This is a genomic window from Nonomuraea sp. NPDC050310, from assembly GCF_040655795.1.
GTDB lineage: Bacteria > Actinomycetota > Actinomycetes > Streptosporangiales > Streptosporangiaceae > Nonomuraea.
Window position 1 is genome coordinate 1 of record NZ_JBFAKP010000011.1, and the last position, 16,079, is coordinate 16,079.

Annotated in this window: 11 protein-coding genes; 2 read left to right on the plus strand and 9 right to left on the minus strand. The window is 73.9% G+C overall.

The genetic code is table 11. The annotated features are described in order from the left end of the window. From AB0I67_RS24290 to AB0I67_RS24325, 8 genes are all read right to left on the minus strand, one after another. The coding region (locus AB0I67_RS24290) for a hypothetical protein (RefSeq protein ID WP_357927537.1) at window positions 1-756 on the minus strand (756 nt) is incomplete at its 3' end. A 2-nt stretch (window positions 757-758) separates the two neighbouring features. Next, window positions 759-2,687: a hypothetical protein gene (locus AB0I67_RS24295; RefSeq protein ID WP_357927538.1), complete on the minus strand. Its 1,929-nt coding sequence runs from the start codon at window positions 2,685-2,687 to the stop codon at window positions 759-761. A 37-nt stretch (window positions 2,688-2,724) separates the two neighbouring features. Continuing rightward, window positions 2,725-4,470 carry a thiamine pyrophosphate-binding protein gene (locus AB0I67_RS24300; protein ID WP_357927540.1) on the minus strand — a complete coding sequence of 582 codons (1,746 nt, stop codon included), beginning with the start codon at window positions 4,468-4,470 and terminating at the stop codon, window positions 2,725-2,727. Continuing rightward, window positions 4,467-5,699 carry an alpha-hydroxy acid oxidase gene (locus AB0I67_RS24305; RefSeq protein ID WP_357927542.1) on the minus strand — a complete coding sequence of 411 codons (1,233 nt, stop codon included), beginning with the start codon at window positions 5,697-5,699 and terminating at the stop codon, window positions 4,467-4,469. The genes AB0I67_RS24300 and AB0I67_RS24305 overlap by 4 nt, the downstream gene beginning before the upstream one ends. A gap of 63 nt (window positions 5,700-5,762) precedes the next feature. Next, window positions 5,763-6,842 (minus strand): VOC family protein, encoded by a 1,080-nt coding sequence (locus AB0I67_RS24310; protein ID WP_357927544.1) that lies wholly within the window; start codon window positions 6,840-6,842, stop codon window positions 5,763-5,765. A gap of 36 nt (window positions 6,843-6,878) precedes the next feature. Then, entirely contained in the window at window positions 6,879-7,493 is a 615-nt protein-coding gene (locus tag AB0I67_RS24315) for a hypothetical protein (RefSeq protein WP_357927546.1), read from the minus strand. Between the two features lie 21 nt (window positions 7,494-7,514). Further along, window positions 7,515-9,497, minus strand: coding sequence for an MFS transporter (locus AB0I67_RS24320; protein WP_357927548.1), 1,983 nt, complete (start codon window positions 9,495-9,497; stop codon window positions 7,515-7,517). Continuing rightward, a complete protein-coding gene (locus tag AB0I67_RS24325; RefSeq protein WP_357927549.1) occupies window positions 9,497-10,519 on the minus strand; it encodes a hypothetical protein in 1,023 nt (340 codons plus the stop codon). The genes AB0I67_RS24320 and AB0I67_RS24325 overlap by 1 nt, the downstream gene beginning before the upstream one ends. 705 nt (window positions 10,520-11,224) lie before the next feature. Between AB0I67_RS24325 and AB0I67_RS24330 the strand changes: the two genes are divergently transcribed. Next, the gene (locus AB0I67_RS24330; protein WP_357927551.1) at window positions 11,225-12,208 is read left to right on the plus strand and encodes a helix-turn-helix domain-containing protein; all 984 of its coding nucleotides are present in this window, start codon (window positions 11,225-11,227) and stop codon (window positions 12,206-12,208) included. Window positions 12,209-12,232: 24 nt separating this feature from the next. Here AB0I67_RS24330 and AB0I67_RS24335 read toward each other — a convergent pair whose 3' ends face one another. Continuing rightward, window positions 12,233-14,380, minus strand: a complete 2,148-nt coding sequence (locus AB0I67_RS24335) for a tetratricopeptide repeat protein (protein ID WP_357927553.1) — start codon at window positions 14,378-14,380, stop codon at window positions 12,233-12,235. A 792-nt stretch (window positions 14,381-15,172) separates the two neighbouring features. Between AB0I67_RS24335 and AB0I67_RS24340 the strand changes: the two genes are divergently transcribed. Then, window positions 15,173-16,033, plus strand: a complete 861-nt coding sequence (locus tag AB0I67_RS24340; RefSeq protein ID WP_357927555.1) for a helix-turn-helix domain-containing protein — start codon at window positions 15,173-15,175, stop codon at window positions 16,031-16,033. The last annotated feature ends 46 nt before the right edge of the window (window positions 16,034-16,079 follow it).

Genomic DNA, 16,079 nt, shown 5'->3' on the forward strand with positions numbered 1-16,079 from the left:
GGCGGGCTTCGCCGCCGGATGGGCGGGGGGCCAACCCGCGGGCGACACCGTGGGCGAAACCGGGGGCGAGAGGGGGGGGGACGGGGCGGGCGCGGCCGCGGGTGCGCCGCCGGGCGCGGGTACGCCCGGCGGCGGCGAGGCGACCGGCGCGACCGCCGGATCGACCGGCGGCTGCGCCGCGACCGCCGGCGCACCCGCGCTGGGCGTCACCGCGACCGCGACGATCGGCTGGTTGGCGTGCCCGGTCGAGGCGGACCCGCACGGCCACAACCCCGGCTGGGCCTGGCAGAACGACGCGGGCGCCTGCACCGGCCAGCCGACCGCGTTCACGCAGGTCCACTTGCCGGACCCGGCGTCCCACTGGCAGGTGACGACCTTGTCGGGGGCGCAACTGCCCGCGGTCTGGATCTGCGACCAGCCGCCGCCCCCGGCCGTGGTCTCGCAGAACTGCGTGGTACTGCCGGCGGGCGTGGACTGCGGCTTGGCGTAGGGCTGGTTCGGCGGCGGCGCCTTGGGCCCGCCGCCGGTGCCGGTCTTGGGCGGCGCGGGCGGCTTGCCGGGGGGCGGGGTGTTCTTGCCCTTGGCCGCGGCGGCCTCGTAGTGCCCTTCGACCAGGGCGTTGTTCTCGTAGGCGCCCTCGATGGAGTCCGCTCCGGTGGCGGCCGCGACGACCGGCACCCCGCCCAGGCAGAGCAGCACGGTGGCGCTCAGGGCGGCGATCTTCTGCCGTCTCGACAGGTTTGCGATCTTCCTCATGCTCAGCCTCTCGTGCCGAGTTGGTAGCCGGAACCGCCGGCCTCAGGAGCCGGCGTGCCACAGTTGGACCAGTAGGTGACGCCGTTGATGGTCGTCGCGCGTCCCCGGTCGATCTCGACCGACCACGTGATCGAGACGGTGAGCGTGCCCTCGGCGGTGGTCGTGCCCTCCGTGGTGACGCCGTCGCCCGTCGCGGTGCCGGTCCAGGAGACGGTGATGCTGCCGCTGCCGCGCCGGGGACCGGCCTCGCAGCCCTTCTCGGTCGAGGGCTCGGAGATGCTGAAGCTCGCGCCGCTGGCCGACAGCGGCCCGGAGGCCACAGAGGAGGAGACGACCTGGCACGAGGCCTTGGGGCAGGACACCTGCAGGGAGCCGTGCCGCGAGGTGCCCATGTCCATGCCGGCGATGCTGGCCACCGGGGCCGGCGGCTTGGGCAGGGGCGCCTTCGGCTGCGACTTCTGTTGCTGCTGCGAGTCTCCGCCGCCCGCCGGCGGGGTCTTCGGTCCGCCCTTCTGCTGCTGGCCGCTCCCCGGGCCCTGGAGGGTCTGGGGAGGGGCGTCGGGGCCGGCGCCGCCGGCGGACTTGTCGTTCTTGTCAGCCTTGCCGGTTTTATCGGTGTTGCCGGTGGTGTCGGCCGGGCGGGTGGGTGGCGGGGCGCTGGGGGACGGCTGCTGCTGGCCGTTGTTCACCACCGGCACCGTGGCGACCGGGGCCGCGGTGGGCACCGTGTGCGGCGCCACCGTCGGCACCGGTGGGGGTTGCTGGACGCCGGTTTCCGCCGCCGGGTCCTGCCCCCCGTCGGCGGCGGTCCGGTCGGGGACGGCGGCGGGGGTGTTGACCAGGGCCGGCTCCACCTGGCCTGCGCCGGGCCCGGCGGCGGCCGTGGACCTGACGGCCGGGGCCTGCACCCCGCGGAAGACGAAGAACCCGATGACCGCCACGACGGCGACCACCAGCACCGCCTTCCCCTTGGTGAGCAGGGTCCGGCCGAGGTCGCGCCAGTGGTCGCCGTCGGTGTGCTCGTCGAGGTCCATGTCCATCTCCAGCTCCCGGTAGCGGCTCTCCGGTGTGCTGTAGTTGGCCAGGAAGTGCTCGCCCAGGGAGGACGGCTCCGCGGACGGGTCCTCGTCCCCGGTGAAGATCGGTCCCGCCGGGGGCGGGATGCGGTCCAGGGCCTCCATGAGGGTGTGCTGCTGGACGGGGTAGCCGTCGGCGCGCCAGCCGGCGTCGTGTCCCGGCAGCGGTTCGGCGACGGCCAGCAGGTCCTCCAGCGGGCCGACGTAGTCCAGGAGCGGCAGGTGCGCCAGCAGTTCCGCCGCGCCTACCTCGCCGCGGGTGGCGGCGCAGCGGCGGCAGTCCTCGATGTGCCGGGTGATCTGGGTACGGGTGCGGCGCATCGGCGCGGCCTGCCAGTCGGCCAGCCGGAGCGCCAGTTGCCGGCACCCGTCCTCGCCCTGGGCCCCGGCTGCTGCCGCGACCCACTGGCCCAGCCGCCGTTCGGCCTCGGCGACCAGCCGTTCCACCTCCAGGACGCCGAGGTCGAAGATCGCGCCGATCTCGGCGTCGGTGAGGCCGTGCCGGGCCGACAGGTCCAGCACCTCGCGCAGGTCGGTCTCCAGCGCGGCCAGCGCGCCGTCCACCAGGTCAGGGGCGCTGTCACCGGCGGCGCGCCGCCAGGAACCGGTGGAGGCCGGGTGGGCGTGGGCCAGGTCGGCCCGGTGCGCCCGGGCCAGCGCGTACAGCCAGCCCCTGGTGGCCGGGCCTGACAGCCGGTGGAGGTGGGTGCGCGCGGACAGCAGCACGCAGGCCAGCGCCCGCAGCGCGTCCTCGCGGCTGAGCTCCGCGCTCAGGTAGTCGAGCAGGCCCGGGCCGTAGCGATCGGCGATCAGGCCGATCTCCCCCCGGTCCCTGGGGGATAAGGCATCCCACATCAGTTGATCTCTCCTCCTTCGGTGTGCCCCCCATGGATCAGGGGGCGTGGCCCGCCGCCGTACCGGCGGCGGGAGCGGGGGGAGCCGAGTGGCCGACGAAGGCGTCCTCCAGCCACCACGGCGTCAGCTCGCGGGAGACCTTGGCGTCGACCAGCAGGGGCCGGGTCGGCTCCCGCAACCAGTCGGTGACCGCCGCGAGGCCGGCCAGGTCGCGGACGGTGGCCGCGGCGCAGCCGTACCCGGCCGCGATGGCGGCCAGGTCGACCTCGGGGAAGGTGACGGCGTCCAGGGGGTGCCCGGTGAAGTGGTGGACCTCGGCCCCGTAGGCGTCGTCGTTGAAGACCACCACCAGCAGGGGCAGGCGGAGCCGTACGGCGGTCTCCAGGTCGGCCATGCCCATCAGCGCGCCGCCGTCGCCGAGCGCGGCCACGGTGAGCCGGTCGGGGCGGGCCAGCGCGGCGCCGATGCCGGTGGCCAGCCCAAGCCCGATGGACTGGAAGGCCTGCGTGAAGCAGAACCCGGCCTCGTCCGGCACGTCGAGGTAGGCGATGGGGTAGCCCATGAACGCGCCGGAGTCGGTGACCAGCGTGCGCTCCTCCGGCAGCAGCCGGTCCAGGCGCGCGGCCAGTGCTCGTGGATCGACGCGGCCCGCCTCCGTCGCCGGATCGGCGATCGGCAGCCGGTTCCACCGGCGGCCGGCGCGCAGCCGCTCGCGCACCGCCGGGGTGCGATACCCCTCCCGCGCGTACGGCAGGCGTCCCCCGAGGGCGTCGAGAACGGCGACCGCCGTGCGGGCGCAGTCGCCGCCGATGACCTCGGCCCCGGCCCCGGTGCGCGGATGGGTCGCCGCCAGCCCCTCGGGCCGGTGGTCGACGTGGATCACCCGCGCCGCCGGGTGGATCAGCCGCCCGTGCCGGGTGGTCCACCCGGTCAGCGAGCAGCCCCACGCCACCACCAGGTCCGCCTCGGCGGCCAGGTCCGCCACCGCCGGCGTGCTGAAGCCGCCCAGCAGCCCCAGGTCGAAGTCGTGCCCGGCGAACAGGCCGTGCGCCGCCGCCGAGGTGGCCGGCAGCGCGCCCACCCGGTCGGCCAGCCGTTCGAGGTACGGCTGGGCGTCCCGTGCCCCGCGCCCGGCGACGATCACCGGGCGTTCGGCCGTCGCCAGCGCCTCGGCCAGGGTGGCGACGTCGCGCTCGGCAGCCGGTTCCGCCGGCGCCGCGAGCGGCATCGGGACCGAGCGCGGCTCGCCGGTCGCCGGGGCGGCGAGCACGTGCAGCGGCAGCCCGACCACCACGGTGCCCCGGCCGGCGCGCGCTTGCCGTACCGCGGAGACCAGGACGTCGGCGGCCGACTCCGGGCGGGAGACCCGCAGGTAGAGCGCGCCCGTCGCGCGGACGATCGCCTCCTGGTCGACGGCGAAGTTGGAGCGCGGGTTGGCCGTCTCGGGCGCGAGCACGAGCAGCGGCGTCCGGCTCTTGGCCGCCTCGGTCAGCCCGGTGAGCGCGTTGGTGAACCCGGGCCCCTGGTGCACCGAGACCGCGACCAGCGCGCCGCTGGTGCGGGCGTAGGCGTCGGCCATGGTGACCGCGCCGCCCTCGTGCCGCGCGGCCACGAACGGCACCCCGGCCGCGATCAGCGCGTTGGTGAGGTGGAAGTTGCCGCTGCCGACCACACCGAAGCACGTCGTGACGCCGAGGGTGGCCAGCAGCCGCCCCGCGACCTCGGCCACCGTCCGGGGCGGGACCGAGGTCGCGGGGGCGGGGTGGTGCCGCGTCATCGTCATGACGCCGCCCCGAGCGTGGCCGCGGAGGGGGCCGGGAGGGTGAGCTCGGGCGGGAAGGTGAGCTCGATCGGCAGCGAGGCGGGCTGCCCGCACCCGGCCGTCTTGGCGGCGTACGGCGGAGCGGGCGAGACCAGGTCCCGGCCGATGTCGGCCAGGGTCGGGCGGCCGGTCTGCCCCATCGCGTCCAGGAGCTCCTCGACCAGCGCCCGCATGACGTACCCCACGCCGTTGGCCGCGCCGCCCAGCACCGGGTAGGCGGCGCCCGCGGCCAGCCCCGCCAGGACCGGCCGGCCGACCATGACCGCGCGGGCCCCCAGCGCCAGCGCGACGAGCACGTCGAGGCCGGAGCGGATGCCGCCGTCGAGGATGACCGGGCACTTCTCGCCCACGGCGGCGACCACCTCGGGCAGCACCTCCAGCGTGGCGCGGCACTGGTCGAGCTGGCGGCCGCCGTGGTTGCTGACGAACACCGCCCCGGCGCCCGCCGCGACCGCCGCCTCGGCGTCCCGGGCGTGCTGGACGCCCTTCACCACCACCGGCAGGTCGGTGATGGTCGTCAGCCAGGTGATGTCCGCCCAGGTGAGCGAGGGGTCCATGCTCTGCGCGCTGTGCTCGGCCGGGGAGGCGATGTCGGGGTCGTGGCCGACGCTGGCGGCCAGGTTGCGCGCGACCACCTGGGGCGGGATGACCTTCCCGCCCCGGCGCAGGTCGCGGTGGCGGCGCCCGAGCCAGGGCGAGTCCACCGTGACCACGATGGCCCTGGCTCCCGCCGCCTGGGCCCGTTCCACCAGGGAGGCGGTGACCTTGCGGTCCTTGAAGACGTAGACCTGCTGCCACACCTGCGCGTCGGGCCGCCAGGCCGTCACCTCCTCGACGGTACGGCTGGCGAACGTGGACAAGGTCAGCGGCACCCCGACCCGCGCCGCCGCGGTGACGGAAGCCAGCTCGCCCTCGTCGCAGCAGAGCTGGTGCAGCGCGGTCGGCGACATGCCGATCGGCACCGCCCACCGGTCGCCCAGCACGATCGTGCCCAGGTCGGCGCCGGACACGTCCACCGCGACCCGCGGCTCCAGGCGCCAGGCGTTGAAGGCGGCGCGGTTCTCCTCCAGCGTGCGTTCCGCGCCGGCGCCGCCGGCGATGAAGTCCCACACCGGCTCTCCACACCAGCGGCGGTCCACGGCGAGCTGCGCGGCCCGCTCGAAGTCGTCGAGCGTCAGAAACATGGTCATCTCCTTCGAGGGTGGAAACCCGGCGGGCCCTCCGGACACGGGCCCGCCGGGCCGGGGTTCTTGCTAGGAGGCGGCGGCCAGCCGGGCCAGGTCCCGCTCGCGCGCCTCGAACAGCGCGACGACGTTGCGCTCGCCGAACCCCGTCGCGCCACGGCGCTCGATGAGCTCGTAGAAGAGCAGCCCCCGCTGGTGCGGGGCGCGGGTGAAGATCTGCAGCAGCGTCCCGCCGTGGTCGACGTCCAGCACGATGCCGGTCGCCTGCAGGTCGGGGAGCTGGGCGGGCAGGCCCGGCGTGCCGGCGAATCGCGCGGCCAGGTCCTCGTAGTAGGTGGCCGGCGGGGCGGGCGGGAACTCCACCCCGCGCCGGGCGAAGCCGGTGACCGCCTCGACCAGGTCGTCCACCCGCCAGGCGATGTGCTGGATCCCGGCCGCGCCGTGCCCCTTCACGAACTCGTCCACCTGTCCGGGCGCGCGCGTGGGGTCGGGCTCGGCCATCACGTACGTCACGCCGAGCGCGTCGCGCAGCACCAGACTGTCCATCGCGGTCGGGCCGGCCTCGATGCGCTGGCTGTCGACGACCTCCATGTCCCACACCCGCCGGTACAGCTCGGCGGTCGCGGCGAGCTCGCCGGGCGGCAGGCACACCGCCAGGTGATCGACCTCACGCAACGGCTCGGCCCTCCCTTCGTCGGAGAGGTCGCGACGACCGTCCTGCACCGGCGACCACGCCCGGCCCGGCACGAGCGGATCTCCCGGATCGACGTCGATCAGGTCGAGCATCGTGTGCCGCAGGGCCCCCAGCCCCTGCACCACCGCGGGCCCGCCCTGCCCAGGCCGGTGGACGCCCAGCCCGGCGGCGCTGGCGCGCTCCAGAACCTGCTCCACGTCGTCGCGGTACAGGGCGATGTCGGCCACGGCGTCACCGTGCCTGGCCAGCCATTCGGAGACCGGCCCGTAGGTGCGGGCGGCCGGGGTGGTGACGATCACCCGCACCGGCCCGGCCTCCAGCAGCGTGCTGTGCTGGTCGGCGCCGGTCGCGGTGGCGACCTCGGTGAAGCCGTAACGGCGGAAGTAGGCGACGGCGGCCGGGCCGTCAGCGGCGTAGATCTCGGTGTAGGCAACGGCGGACGGGTTCTGGTTCATGGTGGGGCCTTGTCGGAGAGCGGGTGGAGCGGGGGTTCAGGAGCCCAGGAGGCGACGGATCTCGGCGATGTTCCGGGTGGCGATCCGGTGCATGCGGTCCAGCCGGTCGGGGACGATCAGTTCGGCCGTCAGCGAGCGCTGCTGCCGTGCGCCGCCTTGCTGCGGTACGGCAGGCGTCCGAACCAACCGGTCCCCGGTCTGCTGGGGCACGGAGGGCAGGGTCGTGTGGTGGTGGATGGAGGAGGACGTGGCGGCCGGGGTGGCCTGCTGCGGGATCGAGACGGGAGCGGCGGCCTGGGTGGACTGTTCGGGGACAGGGAGGGGTACGGCGGGCGGGACCGGCTGCCGGCGCGGGGGGAGGGGCGCGGCGGGGATGGCGGGGATCTCGGCCGTGGGTTCGTCGGCCGGGACCAGCAGCCGATCTCCGGACCGCTCCAGGGACCGGCCCACCGGTTCCGGCCCGGTCCCGAGGCCCAGCTCCATCCCGAGACTGCGCTCCCTGCCGAGCCCTCCTGCGGCCCGGATTTGGCCGGGATCGTGGTCGTCGAAGTCCGGAGCCGGGCGGGCATGGCGGGCGTGCCGTACCCGGGCGGGCCGGTCGAGGGTGGGCCAGGCGGGACCGGGTGGATCCTGTGGCGCGGGGGCGAGCATGGGAACCTCCAGCAGACGTGATCAGCGATGCGGACCGACCGGCCACGCCGGCCTGCCGTACGGATGAGCGCCCCGATCACCGCGATCGGCCTCGGGACCGTGGTGACCGGCACCGTGGGAATCGGCCCCGTGACCGGGGTTGTGGTGGCCGGGGTTGTGGTGGCCGGTGTTGCGGTTGGTGGCGCGGTCGTGGTCGGCGCGTTGTTGTTCGATGTCGGTGGCGATCTGGGCCCAGTCGGCCTCGGCCTCGGCCAGGTAGCCGCGCAGGACCGCGATCTGCTGCCGGGCCGCCTGCAGTTCCCGCAGGGTCTCCTGCAGGTCCACCGGCCCGGCGTCGTACGGGGTGGGCGCCGACAGCAGCGGGGCCACCTGCCGCGGCACCCGCACCCCGGCCCCGCCCGCCCACGACCCGGAGTCGCCCGAGCCCTGCTCACGCCACCCCGGCTCGTCCCAGTCCGATCCGTTCCAGCCCGGCTCGTCCCAGCCCGGGTCACCCTGCCCCCACCCGAGGTCACGGCTCCCCCGCCCAGGCACCGTCTCCCGCGACCGCAACCCGCGAGCCCAGTCCGCCTCGTCGGCCTCCCACACCACCGCGTCCCCCGCCCAGTCGTCCTCCGCCTCAGCGGGCCGAGCCGTACGGGTCCAGCGGATCAAGGTGGCCGTGGCGATCAGGGCGCTCAGCGCGAGCCCACCCTGCAAGGTCGTGCTGTAGCCGGGCAGGGTCGGGCTCTCGGACAGGGCCTGGGGCAGCGGGTTCGCCAGCACCGCGGCCGCCGCCGCCATGCCCAGCGCACCCCCGAGCACGCGTGCCGTACTGATCGCCCCCACGGCCGCGCCGTACTGCTCAGGAGCAGTGGCCGAGTTCCCCACGATGCTGGCGCCGGTGAACACCAGCGTCGAGCCGGTCCCGACGGCGAGCGTGCCCACGATCAGCCACCACCCCGGCGGCCGGTCCGCTGTGACGATCAGTGCCGCGGCCCCGGCGACCATCACCAGGGAGCCGCAGTAGATTCCGAGCATCATGCTGCGCCGGCTGATCGCCCCGGCGACCGGTGCGACGACGATGCCGACCGCGGCCATCGGGGCCAGCCACCAGCCGACGTCCCCACGCCCGACGCCCAGGCTCTGCAGTTGCAGCGGCAGGACCAGCATCGCGCTGTAGGTGATGGCCGTGGTGACCGCGGCGACGGCCGCGCCGAAGCGCAGGCCCGGCCGCCGCCACAGGTCGGCCTCCAGGACCGCGCCGGGGTGCTGCCGCGAGCGGCGCACGACCAGCAGGACGCAGGTGGCGGAGGCGGCCACCGTGGCCAGCAGTACGGGCGAGGTCCAGCCCCACTGCGAGCCGCTGGTGATGGCGTACATCGCCAGGCCCAGCCCGCCGACCAGCAGCAGCATGCCGGGTATGTCAGGCCGGCGGGTCCGGGCGGTCATCTTCGGCAGGGCCGGCACCAGCAGCAGCGCGACCGCCGCCGCGACGGCCGACGGTACGAACAGCGCCCGCCAGCCCAGGTCCAGGAGCCAGCCCGCACCCATGTTCAGGAGCACCCCGCCGACGCCGGACGCCGTGCCCCACGTCACCATCGCCGAGCGCCGCCGTACCTGGCCGACCGCGTCCAGCAGCAGGCTCAGCGCGCCGGGGAACATCGTCGCCCCGCCCAGCCCGGACAGCACCCGCCCGGCGACGAGCGCGGGCCACGACGGCGCGAGCAGCACCAGGACCGCCCCCGCGATCATCGACGCCAGCCCGAACGCCAGCACCAGCCGCCGCCCCAGCAGATCCGCGGCCCGTCCCGCCGTCGCCAGCAGCGCCGCCGGGACCACCAGGTTCAGCGTCGCCAGCCACGACAGGTCCGTGACGGCCAGATGAACCGCGATCGGGTCTCGAGCCAGCAGTGGCAGGGCCAGCGTGCTGCCCGTGGTGTCGGCCATGATCGCGCCCACCGTCAGGCAGGCGGCGACCCTCACCGGCGCGACACCGCGCCGTGCGCGCGCGGGACGGCTCATCAGTCCTCCGCCGGCTGTGGCAGATTCGGAACCGTCGCGGCCACCAGCCGATACATCCCCCCGAACAGCGGATCCACGGTTCGAGACACCTGCGCGCCGCCGGGATCCTCCCGATCTCCGGGATCGTCCCGATCTCTGGAGGTCATCTGACCTACGGGGTCCTCCCGATCCTTGGAAACACCTCGGGCTTCGAGCTCGTCGCGGCCCCACTCGCCGGGCTCCTTGCCGGCCAGCGCGCGCCGGAGGGTGCCGCAGGCCAACTCAGCGGCCTGCTCAAGGTCATGGAGCTCGCCCCAGTTCCGCAGGACCAGGTGGACCGTGCGGGCGGCGAGCGCGAGATGGGCCTCGCACCGCTCCTGTACGGCACGCTCCAGCCCAGCCACCCGCGCCAGCGCGTACCGCAGGGCCGGGACGGTCGAGCACCGCTGCAGCCCCTCCAACTCCCGCAACCGCGCCGGCCACCGCAGGTAGCGCGCACTCAGCTCGTCCTGCACCCCCCGTACCACCGCGCCTGGCCTCAGCGCGTCCGACTCGGACGGCTCCGGCACGTCCCACTTGGACGGCACGTCCGGCGTGGACGGCTCCCGCACTCCCGTCTCGGTCAGCAGGGCGGCCCGCAGATGGATCAGGCTGAGCTCCGCCGACTTGCCGACAGTGAAGTCCGGGCTCGTCCCCAGCACCCCGCGCAGCGACACCTCCAGCAGCGCCGCCCGAGTGGCCAGCGCCTCCAGCGACCACCCCAGCACCACAAGCTCCTGAGCCGGCCCCGACGCAGCGCAGTTGCCCGGCCCCACACCCCGCCACCGCAGCGGCCGGGCAGCCAGCCGCGTGACGTGCCAGCCGACCCGCCGCAGTTGACGTTCGGCGTGGTGGGCCGCCTGCCAGAGCACCTCCTCTGCCGCCTCCAGGCGATCGGCACAGGTCAGCGTCAGCGCCGCACCATCGAACGGCAGCGGCGTGACCTCCACCCACACACTGCGAGGAACCGCGTTCCGCGCCACCCGTGCGATGACCTCGCGCACGTTGCGCCCCAGCGCCTCCTCCGGCGTACGGCCCGCCGTACGACCAGCCCCCCACCCGCCCCGCGACCCATCCGCCGGACGAGCCTGCGACCCAACGGGCGGACGGCCGTGTGAGCCGGCCGCCGAATGGTCCTGCGGGCCAGTCGGCGGACGAGCCGGCGAACGGTCCGACACCTCGGCCTCCGCCCCACCCGACACCCCGGTTTCCGGCCCGCACCCCGGGCCGGTCGGCGCGGGTGCCGTGGCCTGGGCCGGGCCGCTCGGCGTGGGGGTCGGGGTCGGGGGCGGCGGGGTTGCGCTGCCCTGGGGGGGCCGGGTGGGGGAACCGCCCGGGGTTGTGTCGGTCATCGGTAACCGCCCTTTCCGCTCGGATGCGCCCGGAGACCGGTGCGCCGTGGTGGTGCCTCGGCGTGGCCGTTCTGTCGTGGCGATCGCTGACCGGGTGGGGCGTTGCGGACGCCATCGCCACCACGCACCCCATCACTGCTGTCACATCTCATTTGACACTAGAGCCACATATAGGACATCCCAGATCATCGTGTCAACTGAAATGTGACAGAGAAGTGAGTTTTACCGAGCCGGCGATGATCCATTCACCTGCTGGACACGGAAAGCTGCGGCATAATGCAGGAAGTCGGCCGGCCATCTGACAAGTGCTATTTGTCGTGGAATGGCGCGACTCCGCCACACGAGGGAGAGCACGAGGTGTCGAGCTTCGCCGAGCGGCTGGGCGTCCGGCTGACCCAGCTCGGGATGAACAACACCCAGCTGGCCGAGGCCCTCACCGCGGCCGGCCATCCCGTCACCCGCCAGCACGTCTCGGTGTTGCGCACCGGGAAGGCCATGCCGAGCGTCCCGCTGCTGCAGGCTCTCGCCGCCCTTCTGGACGTCCCGGTGGGCTGGCTCCTGGCCGAGCGCACCGGGCCGCTCGGCACCGCATCCCCCGACGCCGCCCGCGCCGCGCTCGCCGTCGCCGACGACCCCCAGGTCATGCGCGTCACCCTCGCCGCCGCCGACGATCCTCAGGTGATGCGGGTGGCCCTGGCGGCTGCGGGGAACCCGGACGTCGCCCGGATCGCCCTGGCCGCCGCCGCCGACGCCCAGGTGGCGCAGGCCGCCCTGGCCATCGCCCGATCCCCCGCCGTCGCTCCCCTCGCCACCCTCCTCGCGGGTCTGCCGCCCTCGGCCCTGGACACCGTCCACCGCGTCATCGCCTGGGCCGACCAGGCCCACAACCTGCCGACCACCGCCTCGACCCACACCACGACAGCCCGCACCACCCCGGCCGCTGCCACTCCCGCCGCTGACGCCGCCGCCGCGACCACCCCGACCCACGACGCCCCGGCCCACGCCGCCCCGGCCACCACCCGCCGTCAGCCCGCGGAGGCCGGCACCCCCACCCGCCCGCTCACCCCCCGCCGCCGTTCCCCCAGGCCCACCCCGGCCCACCTCACCGAGGTGGACCCCCTCACCCACGACGCCGCCCCGGCCCTGATGGGCGACGACCCCTCCCAGCCCCTCCCGCCCCTCACCCCGGCCGAACGCGCCACCGTCGCCGCCGTCCTCCGCAAGGCGCAGAGCCTGGTGGCCGAAGCACTCCACCAGGCCCCACCCGACGACCCCAGCGCCGACGACGAGCTGACGGACGACAGCGATGCACGCCGTACAAGGTCGACCAAGCACGACTGAGTCGGCAGAACCCTCCCGGTCCGCTCAGGCGGCTCCGGGCCGGATCACGCGCACCGCCGGTCCGGCCCGTCCGGGCTCGCCGGCGTCGCCGGTGGCGTAGGCGATCGCCTCCAGCAGCCCCATCCGGCTGCCCCGCGCCCGAGCCGCCTCGTGCGCCGCCGGCCCGATCAGCGCGATCGCCTGGTCGGCCGCCTGCACGTGCCCGTCGGTGAGCATCGGGCTCCCCATGAGCGGCAGGCCGTACTCCCGCCAGTTGACCTCCGCCGCCGCCTGCAGCTCGCCGACCATCTCCGCCGGCCAGCCCACCTCGACCACCATCTGCGACAGCGCGTCCAGGGTCATCACAATGCCGAGCACGTCGGAGAAGTGCCGCTTGATGCGCAACGCCGAGCGGGCGGCTTCGACGGCCTCCTCCACCCGCCCCAGCCGGTGGTAGGCCAAGGCCAGCACGTACAAGGCGTAGGAGCGCAACCACAGCTCGCCTCGTTCCTGGCACATCCGCAGGCATTCCTCCAGGGTGGACAGCGCCTCCTGCGGCTCGCCGCGCATCGTGGTCACCATGCCGATCTCGACCACGGCGGCCAGCAGTTCCACCCGGCGGGGCTCGTCCAGGTCCTGCAGATAGGTGATCGCCCGCCCCAGGTGCCGGGCGGCGGCACCGAAGTCGCCCGTCAACATCGCGCTCGTGCCCAGCATCTTGATGGCCATGATCTTGGCGTCGCGGTCGCCCAGTTCGCGGGCCTCGGCGAGGCAGCGTTCGGCGGCGTTGACGGCGGCGGTGAGGTCGCCCTGGCCGTTGGCGACGTAGGCCTCGGCCCAGAGGGCGCGGCAGCGGGCCGGGGAGGGGTCCGGGCAGGCGGAGAGCATGCGGAGCAGGTAGTGGCGGCCCTCGCTGGGGAAGCCGCAGGCGACCCACATGAACCAGAGCGAGGAGACCAGGTCCAGGCCGACGGTGCGCTGGCCGGGTTCGCTGAGGCTGTAGTCGATGGCGGCGCGGATGTTGCTGGTCTCCTGGCGCATGCGCTCGAACCACAGGACCTGGCCGGTGCCCATCCATTCGAGTTCGCCGCGGCGGGCGAGCTGGAGGTAGTGGGCGAGGTGGCGGCGGCGCATCCGGCCGGTGTCGCGCAGGCGCGACAGCCACAGGGCGCCGTACTCGCGCACGGTGTCGAGCATCCGGTACCGGGTGCCTTCCGGCCCGCGGATGAGGATGGACTTGTGGACGAGCGATTCCAGCAGGTAGGGGATCTCGTCGCTCTCCAGGACGCCGTCGTCCTGGCAGACGCGCATCGCGGCGTAGAGGTCGAAGTCGCCGGCGAAGACCGACAGCCTGGCCCACAGCAGGCGTTCGGCCGGCTGGCAGAGTTCGTGGCTCCAGCCGAGGGTGGCGCGCAGGGTGCGGTGGCGTTCGGGGGCGGTGCGGTCGGCGGCTTCCAGTACGGCCATCGACTGTTCGAGCAGGGTGAGGATCTGGGCGACGGACAGGCCGCGCAGCCGTACCGCGGCCAGTTCGAGCGCCAGCGGGATGCCGTCCAGCCGCCGGCAGAGCTCCTCGACCTCGTGCACGTTGTGCGAGCCGAGCACGAACTGCGGGACGATGGCGCGGGCCCGCTCGACGAACAGGGCGACCGCCTCGCTGGGGCGGCCGGCCAGGGCGCCGGCCGGTCCGGGGGTGGTGGTCAGCGGGGAGATCTCGATCAGGTGCTCGCCGGCGGCGTCCAGGGGCGAGCGGCTGGTGGCGAGGATGCGGATGCCGGGCGCGCTCTCCAGGAGGGTGCGCGCCAGGTGGGCGACCGCGCCCAGCAGGTGTTCGCAGGTGTCCAGGACGAGCAGCAGCCGTTTGCCGTCGGCGAGGAAGTCGGTCAGCACCTGCAGGTCCGAGCGCGCCGACACGTCGGCGAGCCCCAGCGCCAGGCCGACCTGCCGGGGCACCAGGCTCGGATCGCGCAAGTGCCCGAGCTCGGCCAGCCACACTCCGTCGGGGTACAGTTCGGCCGCCTGGCGGGCCACCCGCAGCGCGACGCGGGTCTTGCCCACGCCGCCGCAGCCGGTCACCGTCACCAGCCGGTGGCTGCGCAACGCCTGGCCGACCAGCCGCAACACCCCCTCCCTGCCGACGAAGCTGGTGCTCTCCTCGGGCAGGTTTCCCTCACGACGCCATTGCAGGCTCATCCCACGACTCCCTCGGGCAAACGTCATCAGCGCGCTCGGTGCTCGGCGCCCGCGCGACCGGCTGTGGTCTCCAGGTGTACGGCGGGGCCCGGCGTTTCAAGCGACGCTCGACCGCGGCCCTCGGGCCGGCCGGGAATGGGGCGATTCCCGAGCGGGCAGGCCGCCGATCCTCCGGCCAACGGGTGCCTCCTTGAGGCGGATTCGCGGCAATGATCATCTCGCGCGGGAGGCGAAATCCGTGATACGAATATCGCGTCCTCCCGCGGCCGGAAGAACTCCGCCGCCCTGGCCGGCTTCCCCGAGTGCGCCCGCCGATCTGGATATAGACAATGAATCCTTACAACGCGAAAATGATCGCGACAAGTAGGATTTCTGTGGGTAGTTCTGCCAGGGATACCCCTGAGAATGGCAGCTTACGTACCGAGTGATCGCCTGTTACCGTCCAGGTGCGTGTGTGGCATACACCTCGTGACCAGCCCGCACGCGAGGGGCGGCCGGAGCCGCGCGGGATCCGGCCGCCCTTCTCACACCGTGGCGCCGGGCCGGGCGCCGGCGACTCCTCGGCGAGGGAGCCGGCGGCCGACAGGCAGGTCCTCGGCGCTCACTCGACCCCTTCCCGTTCACCGCCTATTAGGCGTGCCACGGAAAGCGGGGATGAAGGGTTTCGTTGGTATGTTTTGCCTATATCCAAACAATGGACGGAACGAAAGGCGGGGTAATTTCGGTTTCCGCATTTATCGAGAAAGTGTCGCTATTCCGTGAAACGGAGGATAATCTCTACACTTTCGCTTCATGGTCACGGTAACAATCCCATCCTTCGGCGCCTACCTACAGCACCTGCGCCGTGCAACCGTCGCACCAGGATTCACTCCAGACAGCGATTTCCCGCCCCGCCGTCGCCGTAGCCGCGACGAACTCGCCCGCGCCGCCAAGATCAGCGTCAGCTATCTGACCAAGCTCGAACAGGGTTACCCGATCCGTCCGACCCGAGAAGTCGTCGACCACCTCGCCGACGGCCTGGACGTCAGCAGCCAGGTCCGCGAGCACATGCACCACCTGATCACCTACACCTACACCAAGCCCTCGGCCGGCGCGACGAGCGCCACCGCCCGGCCCCCCGCGCTCAGTGACATCACGCCCGAGCAGCGCCGGCACGTCGAGTGGCTGAACCCCAACCTCGCCGCCTGGATCACCGAAGCCTGGTGGGTCCTCTACGGCAACCAGGAGTACCGCCGGATCTACCGGCATCTCGACGAGGTCGGCAACGTGCTGATCTGGTTCTTCGCCGTCCCCGAGTCCCGCACGATCATGGTGGAGTGGGACGTGGAGGCCCGCCTCACCGTCGCCTGGCTCCGCTCCCACATGGTCCACCGGGCCGGCGATCCCGCCTTCCCGGCCCTCCTCGACCGCCTGTCCGCCTTCCCCGAGTTCGTGCGCATGTGGGAGCAGCAGCAGATCCTGATGGGCCGCCACTCCCCCTTCATGCGCATCCGCGACCTCGACACCGGCGCGGAGACCACCCTGCTGGCCAACGTCTTCCGCCATCCCGACCCGACCAACGCCGTCCAGCTCTACGTCGGAGCCCGCCCGCCCGCGCCGGGAACGCTCCGAACCCCCGAACCCGACCACCCTGGGAACGCTCCGAAACTCTGAGCCGCCCCTCGCCTTCGTGCCGGCTCCCGGCACGAAGGCCCAGCGG

What these genes read in the sequence shown, in the direction of transcription:
- AB0I67_RS24295 (WP_357927538.1), bottom strand. Translation starts at nt 2,687, where the DNA reads ATGTGGGATGCCTTATCCCCCAGGGACCGGGGGGAGATCGGCCTGATC.
- AB0I67_RS24300 (WP_357927540.1), bottom strand. Translation starts at nt 4,470, where the DNA reads ATGACGATGACGCGGCACCACCCCGCCCCCGCGACCTCGGTCCCGCCC.
- AB0I67_RS24305 (WP_357927542.1), bottom strand. Translation starts at nt 5,699, where the DNA reads ATGACCATGTTTCTGACGCTCGACGACTTCGAGCGGGCCGCGCAGCTC.
- AB0I67_RS24310 (WP_357927544.1), bottom strand. Translation starts at nt 6,842, where the DNA reads ATGAACCAGAACCCGTCCGCCGTTGCCTACACCGAGATCTACGCCGCT.
- AB0I67_RS24315 (WP_357927546.1), bottom strand. Translation starts at nt 7,493, where the DNA reads ATGCTCGCCCCCGCGCCACAGGATCCACCCGGTCCCGCCTGGCCCACC.
- AB0I67_RS24320 (WP_357927548.1), bottom strand. Translation starts at nt 9,497, where the DNA reads ATGAGCCGTCCCGCGCGCGCACGGCGCGGTGTCGCGCCGGTGAGGGTC.
- AB0I67_RS24335 (WP_357927553.1), bottom strand. Translation starts at nt 14,380, where the DNA reads ATGAGCCTGCAATGGCGTCGTGAGGGAAACCTGCCCGAGGAGAGCACC.
- AB0I67_RS24340 (WP_357927555.1), top strand. Translation starts at nt 15,173, where the DNA reads ATGGTCACGGTAACAATCCCATCCTTCGGCGCCTACCTACAGCACCTG.